Raw genomic sequence first — 22,369 nt, 5'->3', positions numbered from 1 at the left:
GGATGTCGGCGGCTGGGCCGCGGAGGTCCTCGAACGCCGCGACTCCGCCATCTTCTTGTTGGGGTTCGCCGGGGCGTTCCGCCGCAGCGAACTCATCGCGCTCACCTGCAGCGACGTGTCCCTACACCGGCTCGACGGTCTACACATCAAACTCCGCAGGTCCAAGACCGATCAGGAAGGGCGGGGGAGTATCCGGGCGTTGCCGTTCACCCATAGCCACGCGAGTTGCCCGCCCTGTGCCTGGATGCGGTGGGCACAGGTCGTCGCCGCCTCAGACGCCGGCGGCCGCCCCGCCGTCATCCGCCTGCTCCGCAACGCCGAACCCTTCGAGGAGCACGTGTGCCGGGGATCCCGTCCCCGCATGGTGCCGTCCTCGCCCTGGTTGCGGTCGATCCGCAAGAACGGCAACCTCTCCGACACCGCGTTGTCGGGGGCGGCGGTGCACAAGGCGATCCGTCGCCGCGCCGAGCAGGCCGGCTACGACCCCGACATCGTGAAACAGCTCGGTGGGCATTCGTTGCGGGCCGGGTTCGTCACCCAGGCCTTCCGCAACGGCGCGAGCGCGCACGCGATCATGCGTCAGACCGGGCACAGCACCCCCGCCATGCTCGAGACCTACGCTCGCGAACACGCCCCGCTCATCGGGAACGCCGTGACCAACCTCGGGCTGTGACCGCGATGACCCGCACTGGACCAGACGCTGCTCGCCGCAACGATGTTCACGATGCCGACCTGGGCCTACGCATCCCGGCCCGCTATCGGCACGACTGGATGCTGTTCGCCGACTGGTGCTCTGCCGCCGACCACCGGCCCATTCCCGCCGCGCCGGAGACCCTGGCACTGTTCCTGGGGGAGCACCCGGCCGCGGTCGCGACCCAGCGGCGCCGGCTGTCGGCGATCAACGCCGTCCACACCGGGCACGGCTACCCGGCCCCGGGGAGGACCGAGACGGTGCGCCGGCACCTCGACACCACCCGCGCTTCACGTCTCGACCGGATCGGTCGCCTTCTGGTGCAGTGGGCGGCCGAACTCCCCACCCAAGGGTGGCCGAGCGGACTGTTCGGCCGCCGCGACGCCCTCCTGCTGGTCCTCGCCGCGACCGGCATGAGCTTCACCGACCTCACCCGGCTGCGCCGCCGCGACCTCCGCCTCGACGGCAACACCCTGGTGATCACCACCCGAGCGGGTGAACGCTTCCGGCTCCCAGCGGATCCCGACACCGGAGACAATTCCGCGGGCGCGATCTATCGGCGGTGGGCGGAGATCCAGGCGTTTCTCGATCAGTACCCCGGCACACATCTGCTGCGTCACCACCTCACCGCCCCAGTCGAGATCGTCACCGATCCGCTCGACGCGGAGCAGGCCCGCCAGCCGTTGCTGTGTCCGATCGACCGCTGGGGACACCTCCCACACGGCCAATCCATGACTGCGCAGTCGGTATCAGCGCTGGTGCGGGCACACTTGGCCGGACGAGCTTCGGCACGGAAGGTGGTGCCCGTTCCCCCGCAGGACGAGAGCGACGCCTGGGTCGAGCCGGACATCGTCCTCGATTCCGGCTACTACGATCGCGGCGCCAGCGCCCGCCGCCGCGACCACAAGGCCCTCGAGGACCTCGCCGATGTCTTCGATGAGATCGAAGCCCGCGCCGATGCGCTCGTCAAGGATCTGGTGGGAGTGCTGGAGGGATTGTGATTCCGAACGAGTCCGGTCTATGAACTCACGGACTACTTCACGGGGGCGCGCTCATCGGTCGGCGGTGTCGATGATCCGCCCCAGGGCTTCCAACGGTGATCGAAGGGTTCGTCCAACCGACTCGGGATCGGTGGAATTTCGCTCGTGTATTCGGCTACTCGGACAATAGCTTTCTCGCGGAAAACCGTGTCCGGTACAACCACTTTACGTTCGAAGACTTCGTTCGAGACGGTGATGAGCCCCATACCGACCAGCCATTCGATGACGTGCAGTGTTGCAACCGTCTGCTGAATAAGGCGACAGACCAGTGGAGCGGCTGCACGGTACCGCTCCTGCACTCCGTGAAGCGCCGTCTGCGCGAGTCGTTCGTTGTCTGCATGAACCACGTCGCCGTAGATCCATGCGAAAGCAAGAACGTTGTCCGCAACGGGTTCTCTGGGGACGTCTTCGTCGACGTATCCGACCTGCACGCTATATGCAATGGAGTCTTTTCCCTTGGGGTCGAACTCGGCCCATTCCTTTTTCAGGCTCGCAAGCACACGGCGTGTGTCATCGCGGTCAACGTCCCGCAGAAACCAGCCGAGGGCCGCGAGGGTGTATTTGAAGCACGAGTCTTCCTCTTGGAGAATCAACGGTCGGACTCGGGCGGCCGCCGACTCGACCACCTCCTCTGGAGGGAGGGTCTGCGTCACCCAAGCCTGCCCCGTCTCATCTCGGTTGATCTGGAAGGGGACGCTGCCGACGCGGACAAGTTCGTCGTAGTCCTTGTAGAGCGAGTGCTCCTTCACGCGACGAGCACGAAGGATGAACACCTCTAATCGGGTCCTGTGCCGCTGATTCAGTTCGTCTGTGTTCTGGGAGGACAATGCGGTTCCTAAATTCGACGCGGAGGGCTGTCCTTATCTTTTTCGTAAGGCAAGACAAGGCAGGGTTCAGGGCCTGATGACGATGTAGCGTCCGGTGGTGGTCTTCTGGAGCTCGATGACCGCGGAGTTAACCGCGTCGTTGAGCGTCGTAGCGGAGTTGAAAACGACGAGTTGTTGTCATCGTCGTGGAGCCGAGCCTCACTACGTCGAATGGCTGAGTGCGGCAGGTCGGAGCCGGCCCCGAAGTTCGGCGTTCATCCGGTTGAATCTTCCCAGAGTGCGGCGTGGCATCGGTCGATAAGGCGTGACAAAAACGTCGAGGTAGCTCGAAAGACGGAGAGGCATTCCACGGGCGACGCGGGCACGCCAGTCACCGAGGATGGCCATAGGGTCAGCGGCTGCATGGTCAGCGATGCCTTCCAGAACGGCGAGATCGGTAATCGTTATCAGTGCTGGGGGTGCGACATAGTGCGCCAACCCAGCAAAAATCGGATGAGCCTTCTCTGTGATCTGGAAGTCGACAAACTCAGAGTATGGAAGGCCTGAGTCGGGGGTGACGACCAGGGGCACGAAAATCGTGTCCTCGGTAATTGCGGAGCTGTCCCCAGGCAGTCCGTTGACGACGAGGTGTTCGATCGTGGACGCCAGTTGTGGAAACTTGTGTCCGAGAAGATTCCGCTCGACGTCGCGATCGAGTATTTCCGGGGAGCCTTGTCCTTCGGACAGTTGAGCCGTCAGTCGCCGGTTGTTCGCGTCGGCCACCAGGCAGTACCGGCCACGAACGACCACGAAGTCGCACACCGACGGCGGTCCCGATGAGCCAGGCTCCGTCCACTGCTGTTGCATGGCCGATTCGGTTGTGAAGTGCGTCCCGCGCAGATGTGGTTGCGCACCGATACGGCGGAAGATCTCGCTGATACGAGCCTCGAACACTGCGTTCATCGCCTGCTCGAATTGTGTACGTGCTCGGGGGTTGGTGTCGTGGAGTTGTTGTCGGACGTCGAAGTACGGCAGATCACCGAAGATTCGTTGGACGCCCATTTGTGTGCGCAGCAGCAGCAAGGCTCCGTCGGGAAGCCGGATAAAGGGGAATCGCTGAACTTCGAATCGCGACCACGCGGTGAGCAACCCCGCCTCTTGCTGTGACCGGAAGGCTTCCCTGAGATCTGGTAGGGAGGTCACCATATGGCGGTCGACATGCTGCAGCGTGGCATCAGTAACGCCCCATCGGCGTAACTCGTCTGCGGTGAATCGGGTCTGGCCTGCTGCAGCTCGATCGACGAGCAGCCGGCCGAACGCGAGTATGTCGTCGAACGGGATTCCGAACACGTCCTCGTAGACGGAGGCTGGGGAGGAACCGATGAGCCGGTCTACCCGCGCAGTCGGTGGCCACGGTCGTCGCCACATATCGTGTGTCAGGGGGAGCAGCGTCTCGATGGTCTCAGGCTTCTCGAATGCCAATTCGGCGATTTCGTCGACGCTGAACGCTCGCATCAGCTCACGCAGGCGGTTGTCGTCGAGGCCGTCGAGTACCGAGGTGATCCCGGCGATCGATTCTGCATCGAACCGATCCATCTCGAGAAGTCCGAGTTCGCCCGATACATAGTCGTGCTCGCCATTGATTCCGAGCAGGCACCATGTGAGTTCGTCCGCGTCCACTGCTCGAGCTGTGTCGTCGTCGGTAGCGGATTCGATGATCTCGCGCGCGCACTGTATAAGCGCACGAGGTGAGATCAGCCCCCGATAGGAAACAGATACCAGGGGCTCCAGCTTGTTCCTCAGGACGGGGCTGAGGGCTTGTGTCCAGCTCAGTTCCACCTGGTCTCGTGTGTCGTCGATGACTGCCAGGTCCACGCGCGCCAACAGATCGGCGACCATCTGGAGCGACGCATGGACGTTCGAGCGTGCCCACATTTGATCCCGCGCAGTGCGGTTCACAGTCGCGCCCAGAATCTCTTTCGCCGTGATCGCCGCCTTCATGCCGAAAAGCCGACCAGTAACAGCAGGGTTTCTCAAAGGCCTTGAGTTCACGGTCCGAGTCTCCAACAAGACACCGACAAACGGCGACGAGCGCCGCGTCTGGTTTGTGCCCGATCGGTATCCCTGCGATCCGGAAACCGATCGACGATCTGCAGGTTCTCCTACCACAACGTTGGCCAAGATGCGTCCAGTCGGCGATCGGACGCTATTGCGGCGGGCATCACCGGACTGTTCGTATCGGGGCAGGATGGAACAATCCGGATATGACACAACCTGACCTATCGTGGTCGCCCCGAACCGAGTTGGATCTTCAGTCAGCGCTGGCCAACGGTCTGCTCGAAGAGACTCACCACCTTGATCTGAAGCGTGAACTCGCACCTGGGAGGAGCGGAAGCAAATCCTTGGCAAAAGACCTCGCGGCATTCGCAATCGACGGGGGGATGATCCTCGTCGGTGTGGACGAAGGTGAGGACACGACGCGACCCCCGACGCTCGTTCCGCAGCTCACCGACGGGCTTGCCGAACGGGTGGAACAGGTTGCCCGGATGGCGGTCTCGGAACCGCTTCGTGTGCAGACCACAGTGATTTCGTCCAGCGAGCCGTCGAAGGGGTATCTCGTCATTCGGATTCCGCCCTCACCCCGGGCACCGCACATGGTGGACGGGCGGTACTACGGGCGCGGCGACAAGACGAATGTGGTCCTGTCGAATGAGGAAGTACTGCGCCATCATCAACGCCTGCTGCATGACCGCTCGGATCTACAGGCGGAGGTTCGCGAGCTGCTGAACGATATCGATCGGGAGATGCCTCTTTTCGCCGTGATTGCGGACCCGATCGGGGCGCGCGACGACTTTCTGGTCGAGCTCGCCGAGGCCCACAACTGGGAGACCCGAGTCGGCGAGCTCGTCCGACGAGCCGGTGACGGCGCGAAGGGACCCAACTATCCTCCGTATGTTCGGGGCGCCGGTTTCCAGCGGAGGGCAGAAGGAGTCGCCGTCACGGACGGTATGCACGACGATGTGCGGCGGTTCGATGGCGACGGGAAGGCCCTGGAACTCGTCTTTCACGAGAGCGGGCGGCTCACTCTGGTAAGTGAACGAGCGACCGTGATGTACGCACCGCCGGTGCAGCCTCCCCGCCCAGAGCGGAAAGTGATCTTCGAGGAGTTGATCGCCGACAAGGTCGAGATGTTTGTGCGGGTAACCGCCGAGGTTGCGCGGAGCGCGCATTACCAGGGTTCGTGGCGGTTCGCACTCACAGTCAGGGGGTTGAAGGGCGGGGTGTCGTACCTGCGCGTGGACGATTTCGGGCGCTTCTCAGGTGCCGAGTACACCGCGGATGTCTATGCCCGGGAAACCGAAGCGGCCTTGACCGAGTTCATCGATGACCCGAATGCCGTGGTGCAGGCGCTGACGATGCCACTCCTTCGGGGCCTGGGGGTGCATCGTCACCAAAAGCTCGCGTGGTTGCAGGTCGCATCGGACTCGTCGAACGCGACGTAAGCGACGTGGAATGGGATGCGCCGCCTACCTGACATAAGAGCGCCTACCGGTCGACGATGCGTGCACGCATCGCACGCACTGCGTGCGGTGCAACCATCGCCATCCATACGTGCATTGCCGATCCGGTTTCCCTGGATGTCTACGCCGACGGACCATTCCGTCATTTCGGCGAGCACCTTGTCGGTGGGGGCACTTCCCTGCACGCAGTGCTCGGGGGAGTCTTGCTGATCGTCTCTTTCGACACCGTGGCGCCATAGACGTCGTCAAAGTGGGCGGCGATCTCGCTGGTGGTCAGCCCTTTCGCTGACAGCGACAAGATGATCTCGTCGTCCCCGGTCAGACGGCGTTGGCGTTTCTTGACGATCTGGGGGTCGAACGAGGCGTCGGTATCTCGCGGGGATTGGATCTGCACGGGGCCGATCTCGGTCAGCACGGTCTTGGTGCGCCGGCCGTTGCGGGAGTGGCCATTGTTCTCCCTTCTACCTGGTGTTTTTCGTAGCCGAGGTGCTCGTCCATTTCCGCTTCGAGGGCGGTTTCGAGCACGGTGGCGGCGAGTTGGTTGACTAGTCCGTTCGGGCCGACCAGCTCGACGCCGTCGGCTTTGGCTGGGGCGAGCAACTGCTGCGCCAGCTGTTGGGGATCGATCTTCGGCTGATCCCTGGGATCGAGTGTTTCGGTCATGATCGTGCCTTCTCGCTAAGCAAGCTCGGCGTGTCGGCCAAAACCAGATCAACCTTTATTCCGACAGTCCCGCTGATGAGGGCGGCCATCATGACCGACGCTTGCTCGACTACGTGGCAATGCAATCGCCGGCGAAGACGTAGGAACGCCGCGGTACTTCTGGAAAACCTCAGCCCTATCGCGTCACTTCTTCGTATTTCACAAGATCCTTCCGGAGGTTGCCATGAGAGGCTCATGGTGCACGTCACATCGTGGGGGTGGGTATCCGACAAAGGAGATGTCAGTGAGCACGGTGGCACAGGAACTCTTTCCGGGATTCGAGCCCTTCGATTCGATGACCGGTGACGGCATTACCATCCATGGGATGAGGGCCGGCACTGGTATGCCGATTCTTCTTCTGCACGGGTTTCCGCAGTCACATGTGATGTGGCATCGGGTCGCTCCGGTTTTGGCCGAACGCTTCACTGTCGTGGTGACGGATCTACGCGGGTACGGTGATTCCACCCTGCCCGACGTCGATTCCACGCACTCGCCACATTCCTTTCGTGCCATGGCAGCAGACCAGGCGGCGGTGATGCAGCGACTCGGATTCGACAGATTCGTCGTTGTCGGGCACGACCGCGGTGCCCGCGCCGCACATCGTATGGCCCTGGACTTCAGCGACGCGGTTTCCGGGATCGTTCTGTTGGACATCATGCCGACGGAATGGGTCTACGCGAACGTTGATGCCGAACTCGCCCTTGCCTATTACCACTGGTTCATGTTTCCCCAGCCCGATGGGCTGCCGGAGAAGTTCCTCGAAGCCGATCCGATCGGCTACCTGCATTCGGTGCTGGGTGTCGGCGGCCACAGTGCCGTCGGGGCCAAAGGCGACGCTTACCATCCGTCCGCGTTGGCCGAATACGAACGATTGTTCGCTGATCCGATGCGTCGTCTGGCAACGATCGAGGACTACCGTGCGGCGGCCACGATCGACTTGCAACACGATGCGCAGAGTCGAGAGGCTGGACGGCTCATCGACTGCCCCTGCCACGTTGCTTGGGGAGCGAACGGAATGATTGCGCGTGCCGGTCATTCTCCGGTGGACGTCTGGCGCGAACTCTCCCGTCGACCAGAGTTGGTGACCGGTGGTGAGGTTGCCGGTGCCGGTCACTTCCTTGTAGACGAGTTTCCCGACGAGATCGGGCAACTGATCGCGGACTTCGCAGCTTCCGCGACGCCGGTGTTCCGGCGCGGTTGAACCTTCACATGACACAGAGCCGGACAAAATAACCATAACAGACACCCGGATCGGGGATTGCACCAGCATGTTCGGTGCCCTCGCGTCGATAATCGGGTCAGTTCGTCAGACGTACTCGTCACGGCTTCAACGTAATCCGCACAACAGGAGGGTGGGTAGTGGCCCATCACATCGACACCGACCAGAACGATGCAATCGAGAAGGTAACCATCGGGCGTATCACTCGACGTCTGCTTCCGTTCTTGGTACTACTCTACTTCCTCAACTTCCTCGATCGAGTCAACGTCAGCTTCGCTGCCCTGCAGATGAACGCGGATCTGGGTATGAGTCAGGCCGCATACGGTTTCGGCGCCGGCCTGTTCTTCATCGGATACTTCATATTCGAAGTGCCCAGCAACATGATCCTGCACAAGGTCGGAGCGCGAATCTGGATCGCCCGCATCGCAGTGTCATGGGGAGTGGTGTCGGCAGCGACGGCATTCGTCCAGACGGAAGTGCAGTTCTTCATCGCACGATTCATGCTCGGCTTCGCTGAGGCCGGGCTGCTGCCCGGTCTCATCCTGTACCTGACCTACTGGTACCCGGAACGTCACAGGGCGCGCATCGTCGCGTTGCTGTACATAGCGGTCCCGCTGTCGTCGGTGCTCGGTGGACCTCTCTCGACCGCGATCATGCAGCACGCCGACGGTTTCCTCGGCCTTGCGGGTTGGCGGGCGATGTTCCTGATCGAGGGGTTACCGACTGTCATCGTCGGTGTCGTCACGTTCTTCTACCTGACCAGTCGTCCTGCAGAAGCGAAATGGCTCACCGGTGAGCAACGACGCTGGCTGGTGCGTTCACTGGATGCCGAGGCTCAGGCAACTGTCAGCCGGCAGGGAACGGCAAACGGACATCGCGGGGTGTTCAGCGCACTCAAGGACATTCGGGTCGTAAGCCTGAGTGTGGTGCTCTTCGGCATCTTCTACGGCTTCTATGGCGTGTCCTTCTTCCTCCCGCAGATGATCAGCGGGATGTCTGCGGACTGGGGCGTCGAATTCTCGCTTGTCCAAGTCGGGTTCATCACCGCGGTGCCGTTCGCAATAGGAACCGTCGCGATGATTCTCGTGAGTCGGCATTCCGATCGGAAGAGCGAACGTATCTGGCACACAGCGGTTTCCATGCTGGTCGCCGGAGCCGGAATTACGATCGCCGTCCTCGGCAATTCGTCGCCGTATGTCATGCTCTTGGGCATCGCGCTGCTGCTGTCGGGTGTGCTGAGCGCGACGTCCACCTTCTGGGCTATCCCGCCGCGCATTCTCACGGGAATGGCGTTGGCTGCGGGCATCGGGTTGATGAACTCCTTCGCGAACCTGAGCGGGTTCATCGGACCGTACGTTGCCGGATACATGAAGGATCTGACGGGGACCTTCGACGCCCCGATGTACATCATCGGTGCGGTGCTGGTCGTGGCCACGCTCGTCCTGCTCGGGATGCGCCGGGGGCTCGACGATGCGTCTGTGACGACGGAGACATCGGTTCCGGACGAAGTGGCATCGGGACGATGAGTCCGGCTTCCGCGCACTCGTCAACCTTCGAGGCAGCGCAGCGACGCCACGAGGCCTTCGACGTTATGCACATCCCATCCGGTCAGGTCGCGCCAGCGATCGAGTCGGTACTTCACCGTGTTCGGGTGGATCCGTAGCTCCCGCGCACAGACCGAGAGGGAGAAACCGCTGTTGGCGAACGCCCGCAACGTGTCGGCAAGTCGATTGTTGCGGGCGGCCACGTCGATGCCGTGTCGAAGGAGAGGGTCCAGACGAGCGGCCGAATCATCGAGGACTGCCATGAGCCAATCGTCGGCCAGCATGATGCTGCGGCCGAGTCGGCAGGCTCGGTCCAGTGCCAGTCGGGCATCCTTCAAGCTCTCCGTCGCCCCCGACATTCCGGTCCGGGCGTGGCCGATTCCCGCGATCGCGGAGGACGCGAGCGCGTGCATGCTTTCCAGAAAGTCCGACGCCGGGTGGTTCTGCAGAACTACCACCGTGCTTTCGTCGTCGTACAGTACCGCCCCGCCGTTGTCGGCGAGTTCCTCGTCGAGACGCGCGATCAGGTGCCGGGGAAGACCCTCCAGGCAGGCGACTTGGAAGGACGCGTCCGGATCGAACCCGAGGCCGGTTGCGAGCGCCGGGTGCTGTGGGGCACTGCCTGCCACCAAAGCGCCGAGAAACTCTCGCTGGATCACCGCTCGCGTCGTGGAAGTCGTACGAAGTTCGTCGGAATGCCCCTCTGCGACAGCCGCGCTCAACCGATGGAACCAGTTCCACAGCGACGCCACGGCAGCGAGGAGCGGTTCGCTTCTGTCCGCATTCTCGGTTCGCGACAACGCCAACAGTTCGTTCCAGATCTCACGGTAGGCAACGTGATATGCCTCGATCACGTCGCGAAGAGCAATGCCTTGCGTGGCGCGCTCTCGGCCCAGATTCCGCGCGTTCGAAATATGGGAGGCACTCGGCGTCCTGTGCTCCCGGAGTCCGGCGAGGATGCCGACAACTTGGTGCTCCACCGCTTCGTGATGAGACGGCAAGGGAATTGCCGAGTAGTGCGGCACTTCAGACCGGATGCGGCTCACGACGAGGTTGGACAGCTGGGAGGCGTTGTCGGTGATCTGTTCGAGCAAAGCAGCAAGGTGCAACTGGTTCTTCTGTGCATTGCACAAATCTGAGCTCTCCTTTTGCGCAATTCAGTCATGGAGTTCCGGGTCGGACCATCTTAACTTCGTGTTTACGACCAGCTGTAGGAGTACTGAAACGATGTCGCTGATGCCTGACGCCGAGGCTCTGCCTCGCCAACTCGATCTTGCGGACCGATTCGCCGCCGTCAACGGACCGATACTGCTCACCGGGGTGCAGGCCGTGTGCCGTGTGCCGCTCGACATGCGCCGAGTCGACGCGCGGAACGATCTGACCACCCGTGCGTTCGTCAGCGGTTACCAGGGATCACCACTGGGGACGTTGGACTTTACGATGCGACCGATCTCGGGACTGCTGTCCGAGCATGGCGTCGATTTCACTCCCGGTATGAACGAGTTCCTGGCTGCCACTGCGGTGCAGGGCACCCAATCGGTCGGACAGTTGGGCTCGCCGTATGCAGGGGTTACCGCCTACTGGTATGGCAAGGCACCGGGTGTCGACCAGGCGCTCGACGCGATCCGGCACGGGAACCTTATGGGTACGAGCGCAAACGGCGGTGTCCTGGCGTTCTGCGGTGACGATGCGACCGCGAAATCATCGACCGTACCGTGTGGTTCGGAAACGGTGCTCCGGTCGGCTCTGGTTCCGACGTTGATGCCGGCCGATGCGCAGGAGGTGTTGCGCTGGGGCCTGCACGGGGTGTCGATGTCGCGGGCGAGCGGAGTCTGGGTTGCCATGAAAGTTGCCACGCACGTGGCGGATTCGCTGGCACTGGTCGAAGCGGACACGGACGGATTCGATCCGATTTTCCCGCTCGTCGACGGTCGCCGCTACGAGCATGAGGTGATGACGAAACCGGTCGCGGCGGCGGCGGTGGCCGCAGAGCGCAACCTGTTGGAGGTGCGTCTACCGCTGGCCCTTGAATACGCGCGCCTGAACGGACTGAATCAGATCGTGGCGTCGGGACCCGATGACGTACTGGGTATCGTGGTCGCGGGGCAGCCCTACCTCGAGGTTCGGCAGGCGTTGTCCGACATGGGTTTTTGTGACGACGGCGATGTGGCCGCAGCCGGAATCCGGATTCTCAAGGTCGGCATGGTTTGGCCTCTGGACGAGCAGATCGTGCAACAGTTCGCGCACGGGCTGACCAAGGTGCTCGTGGTGGAGGACAAAGGACCGTTCCTTGAAACCCTCGTCAAGGAAGCGCTTTACGGGCTCGAGAACAGACCCGGTGTGGTCGGCAAGACCGACGAACAGGGGCGGACGCTGCTGCCGAGCCACGGCGGTGTCGACGCGGACGCGATTACCAAGGTTCTCGCTCCCATGATCCTTGCGAGCAGAGATATTGCTTCGGTGCGTGATCGGGTTCGCCGGTTGGCTACGCCGTCGACCCTTCGTCTTCCGCTGACGATTGCCTCCCGCACCCCGTACTTTTGCTCCGGATGCCCTCACAACAGTTCGACGAAGGCTCCCGAAGGTTCGCTGATGGGCGCCGGTATCGGTTGCCACGGTATGACCACATTCATGGATTCCGGGCAGGTCGGCGATGTCACCGGCCTCACCCAGATGGGCGGTGAGGGTGCCCAGTGGATCGGGCAGCAGGCGTATGTCCATGCCGATCACATCTTCCAGAATCTCGGTGACGGGACGCTGTCGCATTCGGGGTTGATGGCGATCAGGGCCTCGATCGTCGCCAGAACCAACATCACCTACAAGGTGCTGTACAACTCGACGGTCGCGATGACTGGTGGTCAGGACGCCGTCGGTGAGTACACGGTGCCGACGCTCGCCCGGACGTTGGTGTCGGAAGGTGTCGAGCGGATATGCATCACGACCGATCATCCCGAGAACTACAAGGGCGTGCGGCTACCGGACAGAACCACGGTCCACGACCGAAGTGAACTGCTGTCCCTGCAAGAAAAGCTGCGGGCGATCCCCGGCACCACCGCGTTGATCCACGACCAACCTTGTGCGGCCGAACTGCGCCGGGACCGCAAGCGTGGCAAGGCTCCGCAACCGGCGATGCGGGTGGTGATCAACGAGCGCATCTGTGAAGGTTGCGGTGACTGTGGTCGCAAATCGAACTGTCTGTCTGTTGTCCCGGTCGATACCGAGTTCGGCCGCAAGACGCAGATCCACCAGGCGTCGTGTAACTCCGACTTCACGTGCATGACCGGTGACTGCCCTTCGTTCATGGAGATCATTCCCGACGGCGCCTATGCGGGGCCGCAACGGCTGGTTGCCGCGCCGCTGAGCCGTGACGTGCTTCCCGATCCGGCCGGCTCGACCGTCGCGCCGGACGAGTTCAATATCCGCATCACGGGGATCGGCGGCACCGGCATCGTGACTGTGGCGCAGACCCTGGCTGTTGCCGGATACATGGACAGGTTGACACCACGCAGTCTGGACCAGGTAGGCCTGTCGCAGAAGGCGGGGCCGGTGGTAAGCGACGTGAAGTTCACCCGGGCTACGCGGTCGCTCTCACCCAAGGTCTCGGCGGCGACCTGCGACCTGTATCTGGGGTGCGACGTGCTGGTTGCGGGCAACCCGGACAACTTGGTGGTCGCGGATCCGGAGCGCACCGTCGCGGTGGTGTCCACGGCTGACGTCCCCAGCGGCGCGATGATCCGTGAACCCGAAACAGCGTTCATCGATCACGGCTCCCTCGCCGAAGGGATCGACGCCCGCACGCGTGCGGACCGCAACACGTACATCGACGTTCAACAGCTGTCACTGGACCTGTTCGGCAGCGACCAGTACGCGAACATGATGCTCGTCGGCGTGGCCTACCAGTCGGGTGTGTTGCCACTGTCGGCTGCGTCGATCGAACGGGCGATCGAGATCAACGGCGTCGCGGTGGAGACGAACCTGCAGGCGTTCCGTCGGGGGCGGCAATCGGTCTGCGATCCGGCAGGGCTCGATGACGTTCTCGCGCAGCTGGATCCGGTGAACGAGCAGCGGAAGGCCCCGAGCGCTACCGCGGTGAAGTTGGTGGATTCGACCGGCGTGGCACGCGACACCGAACTGTGGCACACGATTGCTCGCTTCACTGACGACCTGATCGATTACCAGAACGTCGCGTATGCGCGTCGTTATGTCGAGGTGGTAACCCGGGCACATACCGCCGAACGCGACGCCACTCCCGGTGACGACTTCACCACGGCTGTCGCAGAAAACCTGTATCGACTGATGGCCTACAAGGACGAGTACGAGGTGGCCCGCCTTGCGCTCGATGCCACCGAACGCAGCAGGATCGCCGCTGCCTACGGCCCCAAGGTGAAAGTCACCTGGAAGCTGCATCCGCCGATCCTGCGGGCACTGGGAATGAAGAAGAAGATCTCGCTCGGGCCGTGGTTCGCGCCCGCGTATGCAGCTCTGCGCGCGGCGAGAAAAGTGCGCGGCACACGCCTCGACGTGTTCGGCTACACCCAGATGCGCCGGCTGGAGCGGGAGCTGGTCGACCAATACATCGGTGTGGTCGACGAGATCGGCGCCGCGATCTGTACCGACAACCATGCGGTGGCCGTGGAAATCGCCTCGGCACCGGACATGGTGCGCGGCTACGAACATGTCAAGCTGGCCAACGTCGACGAGTACCACACCCGGCTCGCCTCCCTGCGGCACCGGTTCTTCGAAGGAGTTGCATCGTGACACGGGATGCGGGATCGGTCCGGATCCTCCTGGTGGAGCCGTTTCCGGCAGAAGCCGCGGCCGTGTTGTCCGCACGGTTCGACGTGGCGGTACTGTCCGACGGCGCCGCGTCCATCGAAGACACCGACATTGTGGTGTGCTCGTCGCTCGGCACGGTCGATGCGGCACTGATGGACCGGCTGCCGCGGTTGAAGGCCGTGGTGAACCTCGGTGTGGGAGTCGACAAGATCGATACCGGCCACGCCCGGCGCTGCGGCATCGGGGTGAGCAACACTCCGGGTGTGTTGGATGAATGCGTCGCCGACACCGCGGTGGGACTGCTGGTCGACACCGTGCGCCAGTTCTCGGCGGCGGACCGGTTCGTCCGGGCAGGGAGGTGGCCGGAAGGCCCGTTCCCGATGACCCGCAATGTCAGCGGGATGCGCATCGGCATCGTGGGACTCGGCCGGATCGGTCGCGCCGTCGCAACACGACTGTCGGCGTTCGGATGTCTCATCGCGTACCACAATCGCCGGCCCGTGCCCGACGTGGTATATCCGTACGTGGACAGTCTGATCGGGTTGGCGTCGCGATCCGATGCGCTGATCGTTGCCGCGTCCGGCGGCCCGGACAATGCCGGGATGATCGGCCGCGACGTGCTGCAGGCTCTGGGTGCGAACGGTTATCTGGTCAACATCGCCCGTGGACGCCTCGTGGACGAGCAGGCACTCGTCGAACTGCTCAGCACCGGTGGGTTGGCGGGCGCAGGCCTCGACGTGTACGTCGACGAGCCGAACGTGCCGGAAGCGCTGCGCAGTCTCGACAACACCGTGTTGTTGCCGCACGTCGGAAGCGCCACGGAGGAGACGCGCGCCGCGATGGGTGAGCTGTTCTTCGACAATCTTCGACAGTTCGTGGCGGACGGTACGTTGGTCACCCCGGTCGTCGTGCCCCGCGATGGTGCGACCATGCAGCCCGAACCGTCGTCGACCGGTACGTGAGCGATGGATGCACACGTGTCGTATCACCTCTTTGTCACCAGATAGGAATGCCATGTCTGATTACAGGTCTCGGATCGTCACCCAAGGTGTGGAGCGGGCGCTGCACCGCTACCAACTGCGGTCGACCGGCCTCGACGACCAGGCGATCGAGCAGCCGTTCGTCGGTGTCGCTCATACGCTGGGCGAGGTTAGCCCCTGCTCGCAGTCGCTGAAGTCACAGGTCGACGCCGCGAAGCTCGGTATCGAGGTCGGCGGCGGCACAGCGCGGGAGTTCTCCACGATCTCGGTGTCCGACGTCCTCACCCAGAATCACGAGGGCATGCGGTACTCGCTCATGTCGCGGGAAGCCATCGCGGATTCGGTGGAGATCGTGATGCGCGCCCAGCAGTACGATGCCCTCGTCGGCGTGGGGGCGTGCGACAAGACGATCCCGGGCATGCTCATGGCGATGGTGCGGCTGAACGTGCCGAGTCTGTTCCTGCACGGCGGAACGATGCTGCTCGGGTTCGTCGGTGGCAAGCCCACCAACCCCTTGGCGGTCCTCGAAGGCGTCGGAAAGGTCCAGGCGGGTCTGATGAGTGCCGACGAGTTGGAAAACATGGCGCGCGAGATCCAGTCGACCGTCGGCTCCTGTCCCGGCCAGTTCTCGTCCGGCACCGGCGGTGCCTATGCGGAGGTCCTGGGGCTGACCCCGCTGGGGACCACCACCATCCCCGCCGCGTACACCGAGCGCCAGGCGGTGGCGCGCCGCGCCGGTGAGCAGTTGATGGAGAATCTGCGACGAGGCGGCCCGTTGCCGCGCGAGGTGGTGACCCGACGCAGTCTCGAGAACGCGGCTGCGGTGGTGGCCGCCACCGGCGGCACGACGAACGCGGCACTGCACCTGCCCGCCATTGCCCACGAAGCCGGAATCGACTTCCGGATGAAAGATCTGGCAGAGGTCTTCCACCGCACGCCGCACATCGCCGCGCTTACTCCCGGCGGCCCGTACGTGCCACACGACCTGCACCAGGTGGGGGGAGTTCCCGTGGTACTCAAGGCGTTGCTGGACGGCGGCTACCTCCACGGTGACGCATTGGCGTTCGACGGGCGGACGCTCGCCGCCGCGCTCGCTGAGGTGGCAGAACCCGATGGTGACGTGGTGCGCAGCACCGACGACCCGATCCGTGCGTCCGGCGGATTGGTCGTCCTGACCGGAAGTCTCGCCCCGGACGGCGCGGTGATCAAGGTGTCGGCGGCCCCCAGCCTGTCGTTCGAGGGCACTGCCCGGGTCTTCGAGCACGAGCAGGACGCATATCGCGCGGTCCGGCGGCGCGAGTACTCCGAGGGAGATGTCCTCGTTATCCGTAACGAAGGACCCAAGGGGGGTCCGGGCATGCGGGAGATGTTGAGCGTGACGTCGGCAATTGTCGGTCAGGGGATGGGGGAGAAGACGGCGCTGGTAACCGACGGGCGGTTCTCCGGGGGAACCCGCGGGCTGTGTGTCGGTCACGTGTGCCCGGAGGCCGCCGACGGTGGCCCGATCGCGCTAGTCGAGAACGGCGATCGCATTCGTATCGACGCGGTGGCCGGCACGATCGACCTACTTGTCGACGCCGACGAACTGGAGCGTCGTCGACGCGAGCTGACTCCGCGGGTCCGCGAAACGGCCTTGGCCGGTGTGTCCGAGAAGTACGCGCGGCTGGTGGGCTCCGCGGACAGGGGAGCGGTTACTCACAGCGGCAACCTGCATTGGGCGGTCGAAACGCCTGCGGACGAGTGATGCATCGCAGCTTGATCTTCTTGGACAACTGGATTGGAAAGAAGACACCTTCCGACATGGTGACGAAAATGCGCACTGCCCTGAAAAATGTTCCTTACCTGTGGAGCATGTTGGATCTGCGCGTCCCGCCTGCCGACCCCATCGAACGAGTGCTCAACAAGTGCGTGACGATCGAGGACCTCAGGGACGCGGCGCGGGTGCGTGCTCCCCGCCCGGTCTTCGACTTCGTCGACGGGGCCGCCGGCACCGAACGTAGTTCGGCGCGGGCGCTCGAGGCGTTCGATCGGGTGTACAACCACCCTGGGCCCGTCGGCGCCACCGCCGGCATCGATGTCGATCTGTCGGTCGAGGTCTTCGGCAAGCGCCAGGCGATGCCACTCGTCCTCGGCCCTACCGGGTTTACGCGGCTTTCGCACTCAACTGGTGAGCTGGCAGTGGCGAGGGCTGCCGGTGCTGCCGGAATTCCCTACACGTTGTCCACACCGGCCACATATTCCATAGAGGATGTCGCCGGAATCGACCCGCGGCCCGATTTGTGGTTTCAACTGTATGTATTGCGTGACCGTGCACTGACGCTCGACTTGTTGCACCGGGCCGAAATTGCGGGGTACCGCGTTCTGGTGCTCACGGTGGATACACCTGTCGCTGGGGACCGACGTCGTGACAGCCGGAACGGATTCACCATCCCCGCGAAGGTTCGATTCGGGAACATGCTTCGAATGGCGCGACACCCCGGATGGATCAAAGGGGTGGCGACATCGGAGCCGCTCGACCTGGCGTCCTTTCCGTTGGCCGGACAAGGCGATATATGGTCGCGCATGAAAGCGGTCACGGACTCGAATTTCGGGTTCGACGAGATCTCGTGGGTTCGGGAGGTGTGGGACGGGCCTCTCGTCGTCAAGGGGCTACTCGATCCACAGCTCGCGCGCCGGGCGGTTGACCTCGGCGCCGACGGTGTTGTCGTCTCGAACCACGGAGGCCGCCAGCTCGACCGGACCGTCGCGCCTCTCGACGCGCTCGGGCCAGTGCTTGACGCCGTCGGTGCGGACGCCTCGGTGTTTCTCGACGGTGGGGTACGTGAGGGCGCCGATATCGCTGCCGCCGTTGCCTTCGGTGCCACCGCTGTCCTGGTCGGCCGCCCGTACCTGTACGGCCTCATGGCGGCCGGGGAGCGTGGGGTTCAGCACGCGATCGACATTTTCCGTACCGGTCTCGACCACCACCTTCGGCTCCTCGGCGTCGATGCAATGATGAAGTTGGACCAACGCCACGCCTCCTTGGCACCGAGCCCCCTCGGAGACGCGGTATGGTCTCGCTTCGACCCGGCCCCACTTCGGGTTGTCCCGCAGACCCCGTAGACGCAGTAGTTCGGCGATCCCCTGATCTCACAGGATCGCCGACGCCGAAGTCGCCGAAAACACCTACACCGCTCCGGGTTCCCGGCGTTGAGGCGCTGACTTCCCGCTGTCGACGTCAACGCCGAGAGTCCGGTACGAATCGTTCACGCCTTCGCGGCTCGCAGCTCGCCACGGTCGATGTCCCGCTTGAGAATCTTGCCGGTCGACCCCTTGGGGAGTTGCTCGACGAACCGGACGATGCGCGGAATCTTGTATGCGGACAGTTTCTTCCGGGACCACTCGGTGACGTCGGACTCGGTGAGGTCGGAACCGGGCTTGCGGGTGATGACGGCGGCGACCTCCTCGCCGTAGTGATCGTCGGGGACGCCGACCACAGCCGCCTCGACGATGTCGGGATGCTGGTAGAGCACCTCTTCGACCTCGCCCGGGTAGACGTTGTACCCGCCGCGGATGATCAGATCCTTGAGGCGGTCCACGATGCGCAGGTCACCGTCGTCGTCGAACTCACCGAGGTCGCCGGTGCGGAACCAACCGTCCTCGGTCAATACTGCGGCGGTCGCGTCGGGCCGGTTCCAGTAGCCCTTCATGACGGTGTCGCCCTTGATGTAGATCTCTCCGACAGTGCCCGCAGGGCAGGGTGCGCCCTCGGGATCGCGGACCTCGACCTGCAGTCGCGGCACGGCGCTGCCGGTATAACCGATCTTGCCGCCGCGTTCGATGTCGTTGAATGTGCCCGGTGCGGTGGTCTCGGTCAGGCCATAACCTTCGAGAATGGTGCAGCCGAAACGGGCTTCGAACGCGCGCGATCTCGCCCGGTAGGGAAGCACCACCGGACACCGCGACGCGGAGATGGGCGAAGTCGGCGGCGTCGGCGTCCCCGGCGGAGTGCAGCATGGCATTCCACATCGTCGGCACTCCGCACATGACGGTCAGTTCGTCCCGGCGCATCATGTCGATCATGCCGTCGGGAGTGAATCTGCTCAGCAGCGACAGCGAGCCGCCGCTGGTGAACGCGGCCATCATGACCGACGCCTGCCCGAACACGTGGAACAGGGGGAGGCCGGTGCCGACGCGGTCGATGGAGGTACTACCTGCGGCGGCTGCACCGATCTCTCCCGCTGCCAGCAGATTACCGACGGAAAGTGCCGTCGACAGGCGGGGAGCTCGGATGCTGCGGCCCAGTGTTCGGCGTCTACCGACTCATGGTGTCACCCGCACCTGAGGTGTCGGGGCCGGGCGGAAACTCGTGCAGATAGAACGTCGCTCCGTCCTCGATCTCGTCGACGCTGAAACATGCGAGTCGACGCCTCCGCGCTGACTCGAAGGTCTCCGCCTCCGAGTGCAGGACGTACCTGACGATCCGAACCGGGCGGATTTCCTGCGTTGGGCCGAGACAGCGGAACGGCTTCACGGCCGCATCGACAAGGCGTTGTAGGAGCTCGGGGTGCCGGCGGATGCTGCGCGAGCAGGCGGGCACGGGGCCACACCGCCGCAGCGTGGTGGCACGGAGTGGAAGAAGGATCGGGTGCGTTCGGTCGCCTCTCGGCGAAAGGCGCAGCACGGCTCCAGCCGAACGGAACTCCGTGAAGGCAAAGGGTTGAGCCCGGGGGACACGAAACGCACCCGATCCGGTCGGTGCAACGCGACCGTGCCTCCGGCTATTCCCCTCGGGAGTGGTCGTGGACATGACCACGTGAGCTGCACCAGCCAGCGGCTGGACTCAGGACCACATGAATCCGCGTCGTCATAGGTGCGTGCAGTGCGTGCGATGCGTGCACGCATCGCGAGCCACGCATCCACATTTTGCTGATGCCGGGTAGGGCTCGTGATGTCGCAGGTTAGGTGCTCTGGTCCGAGGGCGGTGAGTGGACGCGCCCTCAGATCGCATGGATAACCCCGATTATCCATCAATCGAGTCGGGCAGGGTGGGTCGAGACTGTAGGGATCGGATGGCTCACCGGCGTCGCTGCACCGACGCTGCTGAGGCGTCACTGACGAACGGACGACAACCCACGCACCGGGCACGCTGCGTGGCGCGGCCGGCGGCTTGCTGCGAGTCGTCACGCCGCCGCGGACGGGGCGCCCGACACCGAGGCCGAGGATCGACATCAGGGAACCCGGAGTTGGGCGTACCGGGGCGGAGTGCCTGGGGCGAGTCGACATCAACGAAACCGGGTACATCTGACCGCCGCGCCGGGGTCGGCGGGCCCGCGCATCAGCCGTAGGCGGTAGGGCGAGGATGCATTAGTTTACATAACGACGGTTATCGGTGGTTACCGATGACGAATCGCGCTTCTACGAAATGGAGTCCGGTATTCATCCGCAGCCCCTTCTTTCGCTTCCTGCCAGGACTCGACGATTCGCAACACCGAGGGGCGGTCGACCTTGCTGTTGTGGCGAACATCGGCAGGCAGCGATCCGCTCAGCGTCACAACCGTAGGGTGAGGGACGCCGGCGCGGTCGGCCTGCAGGTTCAGCACGAACTCGTCGACCTCGGCCACCGAATCATCTGGGAGCACGTAGAACAGCTCGTCGCGCGGCTCCGAGTACACCACGGCGCTGATCGACGCCCCCGTCGCCATGTTCCACATCTGTTCCACGGCGTCCGGGTAAAAGTTGTCACCGTCCGGAAGGCGGATCACGTCCTTCTTGCGGCAGACGAACCACAACTGCCCCTTGTCGTCGATGTACCCGAGGTCGGCGGTTCGGTGCCACACGCGTTCGGTCACCACGTCGCGCAGTTTCGCGTGGCCCTCTATGTCGGGGCGGCGGAAGTACGTCCGCGTCACGCGAGTGCCCGTCACGACGATCTCTCCGACCTCCATCGCCGGGAGGCTGGACCGCTCGAGGGAGAAGTCGCTGTCGTCGAATTCGATCGGGACGATTCCGATCGACATCTCGTCCGCGACCGTGCCGAGGGGTATGCCCGCACCCGCGTACGTCCTCGTTTTCGACAAGTGCACGAACTCGGGCGCGTCGATCACCGTGATGGGCATAACCGCCTCGGTGCTGGCGAACGGGATGCGGACGGTGGTGTGAGGAAGCGCCGCCGAGATGCGCTCGATGAGCCGTCCGCTCAGTGCAGACCCCGCCGTGGCCGCGATCTTGATCGGCGGAGCCTTCTCGCCCGACTCCGCAAGAAGGCGGACCAGCCTGTCCCACACCAGTGGCGAGGCGAAAACGTAATCGCAGCCGTGCTTCATCATCTGCCGGTGCACGGATTCGATGGGGATTCTCAGCGGCTGCAGAGTGGCCACGTCGGGCAGCACCGCAGTACGTCCGATGGCAATGGCCACCAGCGCCAGGTGGGGGAACAAGCAGAACTCGGTCCGAACCTCGGTCGCCGCCGAGTAGTACCGAATCTGCGAGGAAAGTTCCCGCGAAGACCACGGGACACCCTTGGGGACACCGGTCGTCCCGCTCGTATAGAGCATGAGAATCGGATCGAGCACATCGCACGTCGTAGACCACTGCGGTTCGGCTTCATCAGCGATCGTGGACGCCGCGATCCCCGTCGGGTCGAAGTGGACCAGTCCGAGAGTGTCATCCAGCTCGCTCGTCGTTACCCATACCGTCGCTTCGAGTTCCTCGATGCACTGGCGCAACGTGGCCTCGGACGAGTTCGGGTCGAGCAGGGCAGGCGTGATGTTCTCGGTGAACGCTCCGAAGCACGCGACAACGAAATCCAGATCGAGTGCGCCTGTCATGACGATGTTGCTTCCGGGGCGCGCGCCGGCGGCGAGCATGCTCCGTCCTGCGGCCGCGGCCCGCGCGAGAAGCTCCTCGAAGGACAGAGACCTCCCCGTCTTCGCCTCGATCATGGCTGTGACATGGGGGCGTGCCCGCGCCGACGCGATCAGCTCATCCAAGAGAACGTTGCCCGTGAAGTGGTTCATTGTGTCCTTCGGTCGGCTACATCTGGAGGCGTCCCTCCAGACGAGCGCTCAGAATAGACCATTCGGTATGATTTACCGCCACTGTCGGAGAA

At 63.7% G+C, this 22,369-nt stretch carries 13 protein-coding genes and 2 pseudogenes; 9 read left to right on the top strand and 6 right to left on the bottom strand.

The window, feature by feature from the left end:
• A partial coding sequence (locus R1101_RS0101215; RefSeq protein ID WP_016931667.1) for a site-specific integrase occupies nucleotides 1-673 on the top strand: 673 nt, incomplete at its 5' end.
• Nucleotides 674-678: 5 nt separating this feature from the next.
• On the top strand, nucleotides 679-1,692 hold the full coding sequence (locus R1101_RS0101210) for a hypothetical protein (protein ID WP_026002758.1): 1,014 nt from the start codon (nucleotides 679-681) through the stop codon (nucleotides 1,690-1,692).
• Nucleotides 1,693-1,724: 32 nt separating this feature from the next.
• Here the strand turns inward: R1101_RS0101210 and R1101_RS25645 are convergent, their stop codons facing one another.
• A complete protein-coding gene (locus tag R1101_RS25645) occupies nucleotides 1,725-2,480 on the bottom strand; it encodes a hypothetical protein (protein WP_016931665.1) in 756 nt (251 codons plus the stop codon).
• 279 nt (nucleotides 2,481-2,759) lie between these two features.
• Complete coding sequence (locus R1101_RS0101200) at nucleotides 2,760-4,538, bottom strand: hypothetical protein (RefSeq protein WP_016931664.1); 1,779 nt, start codon at nucleotides 4,536-4,538, stop codon at nucleotides 2,760-2,762.
• A 263-nt stretch (nucleotides 4,539-4,801) separates the two neighbouring features.
• Here R1101_RS0101200 and R1101_RS25640 point away from each other — a divergent pair, with 263 nt between their 5' ends.
• Nucleotides 4,802-6,040, top strand: a complete 1,239-nt coding sequence (locus R1101_RS25640; RefSeq protein ID WP_157179110.1) for an AlbA family DNA-binding domain-containing protein — start codon at nucleotides 4,802-4,804, stop codon at nucleotides 6,038-6,040.
• A gap of 149 nt (nucleotides 6,041-6,189) precedes the next feature.
• Here R1101_RS25640 and R1101_RS25635 read toward each other — a convergent pair.
• Nucleotides 6,190-6,721, bottom strand: a pseudogene (locus tag R1101_RS25635) (transposase); the annotation flags it as partial.
• 283 nt (nucleotides 6,722-7,004) lie between these two features.
• Between R1101_RS25635 and R1101_RS0101185 the strand changes: the two are divergent.
• Together R1101_RS0101185 and R1101_RS0101180 are read left to right on the top strand one after the other, a co-directional pair.
• Entirely contained in the window at nucleotides 7,005-7,961 is a 957-nt protein-coding gene (locus R1101_RS0101185; protein WP_016931662.1) for an alpha/beta fold hydrolase, read from the top strand.
• 242 nt (nucleotides 7,962-8,203) lie between these two features.
• The gene (locus R1101_RS0101180) at nucleotides 8,204-9,505 is read left to right on the top strand and encodes an MFS transporter (protein WP_232284643.1); all 1,302 of its coding nucleotides are present in this window, start codon (nucleotides 8,204-8,206) and stop codon (nucleotides 9,503-9,505) included.
• A gap of 20 nt (nucleotides 9,506-9,525) precedes the next feature.
• Here R1101_RS0101180 and R1101_RS0101175 read toward each other — a convergent pair whose 3' ends face one another.
• A complete protein-coding gene (locus R1101_RS0101175) occupies nucleotides 9,526-10,656 on the bottom strand; it encodes a PucR family transcriptional regulator (RefSeq protein ID WP_232284642.1) in 1,131 nt (376 codons plus the stop codon).
• A 103-nt stretch (nucleotides 10,657-10,759) separates the two neighbouring features.
• On the opposite strand from R1101_RS0101175, the gene R1101_RS0101165 reads away from it, so the two are divergent.
• The 4 genes from R1101_RS0101165 to R1101_RS0101150 are packed head-to-tail and all read left to right on the top strand — an operon-like array spanning nucleotide 10,760 to nucleotide 18,381.
• Nucleotides 10,760-14,281, top strand: coding sequence for an indolepyruvate ferredoxin oxidoreductase family protein (locus tag R1101_RS0101165; RefSeq protein ID WP_232284641.1), 3,522 nt, complete (start codon nucleotides 10,760-10,762; stop codon nucleotides 14,279-14,281).
• Entirely contained in the window at nucleotides 14,278-15,261 is a 984-nt protein-coding gene (locus R1101_RS0101160) for a 2-hydroxyacid dehydrogenase (protein WP_016931657.1), read from the top strand. Before R1101_RS0101165 ends, R1101_RS0101160 begins: the two co-directional genes overlap by 4 nt.
• 52 nt (nucleotides 15,262-15,313) lie before the next feature.
• On the top strand, nucleotides 15,314-17,023 hold the full coding sequence (locus R1101_RS0101155) for a dihydroxy-acid dehydratase (RefSeq protein WP_026002756.1): 1,710 nt from the start codon (nucleotides 15,314-15,316) through the stop codon (nucleotides 17,021-17,023).
• Nucleotides 17,023-18,381 (top strand): alpha-hydroxy acid oxidase, encoded by a 1,359-nt coding sequence (locus R1101_RS0101150; RefSeq protein ID WP_232284640.1) that lies wholly within the window; start codon nucleotides 17,023-17,025, stop codon nucleotides 18,379-18,381. The genes R1101_RS0101155 and R1101_RS0101150 overlap by 1 nt, the downstream gene beginning before the upstream one ends.
• A 143-nt stretch (nucleotides 18,382-18,524) precedes the next feature.
• Here the strand turns inward: R1101_RS0101150 and R1101_RS25630 are convergent.
• Both R1101_RS25630 and R1101_RS25625 read right to left on the bottom strand, forming a co-directional pair.
• Nucleotides 18,525-19,524 (bottom strand): annotated as a pseudogene (locus R1101_RS25630) (AMP-binding protein); the annotation flags it as partial.
• Between the two features lie 1,130 nt (nucleotides 19,525-20,654).
• Nucleotides 20,655-22,277 carry an AMP-binding protein gene (locus tag R1101_RS25625; protein WP_016931653.1) on the bottom strand — a complete coding sequence of 541 codons (1,623 nt, stop codon included), beginning with the start codon at nucleotides 22,275-22,277 and terminating at the stop codon, nucleotides 20,655-20,657.
• Between the last annotated feature and the right edge of the window lie 92 nt (nucleotides 22,278-22,369).

It is taken from the genome of Rhodococcus sp. R1101 (genome assembly GCF_000278445.1).
Classification (GTDB): Bacteria; Actinomycetota; Actinomycetes; order Mycobacteriales; family Mycobacteriaceae; genus Rhodococcus; species Rhodococcus gordoniae.
This window is presented reverse-complemented; position numbering and strand designations above follow the sequence as displayed.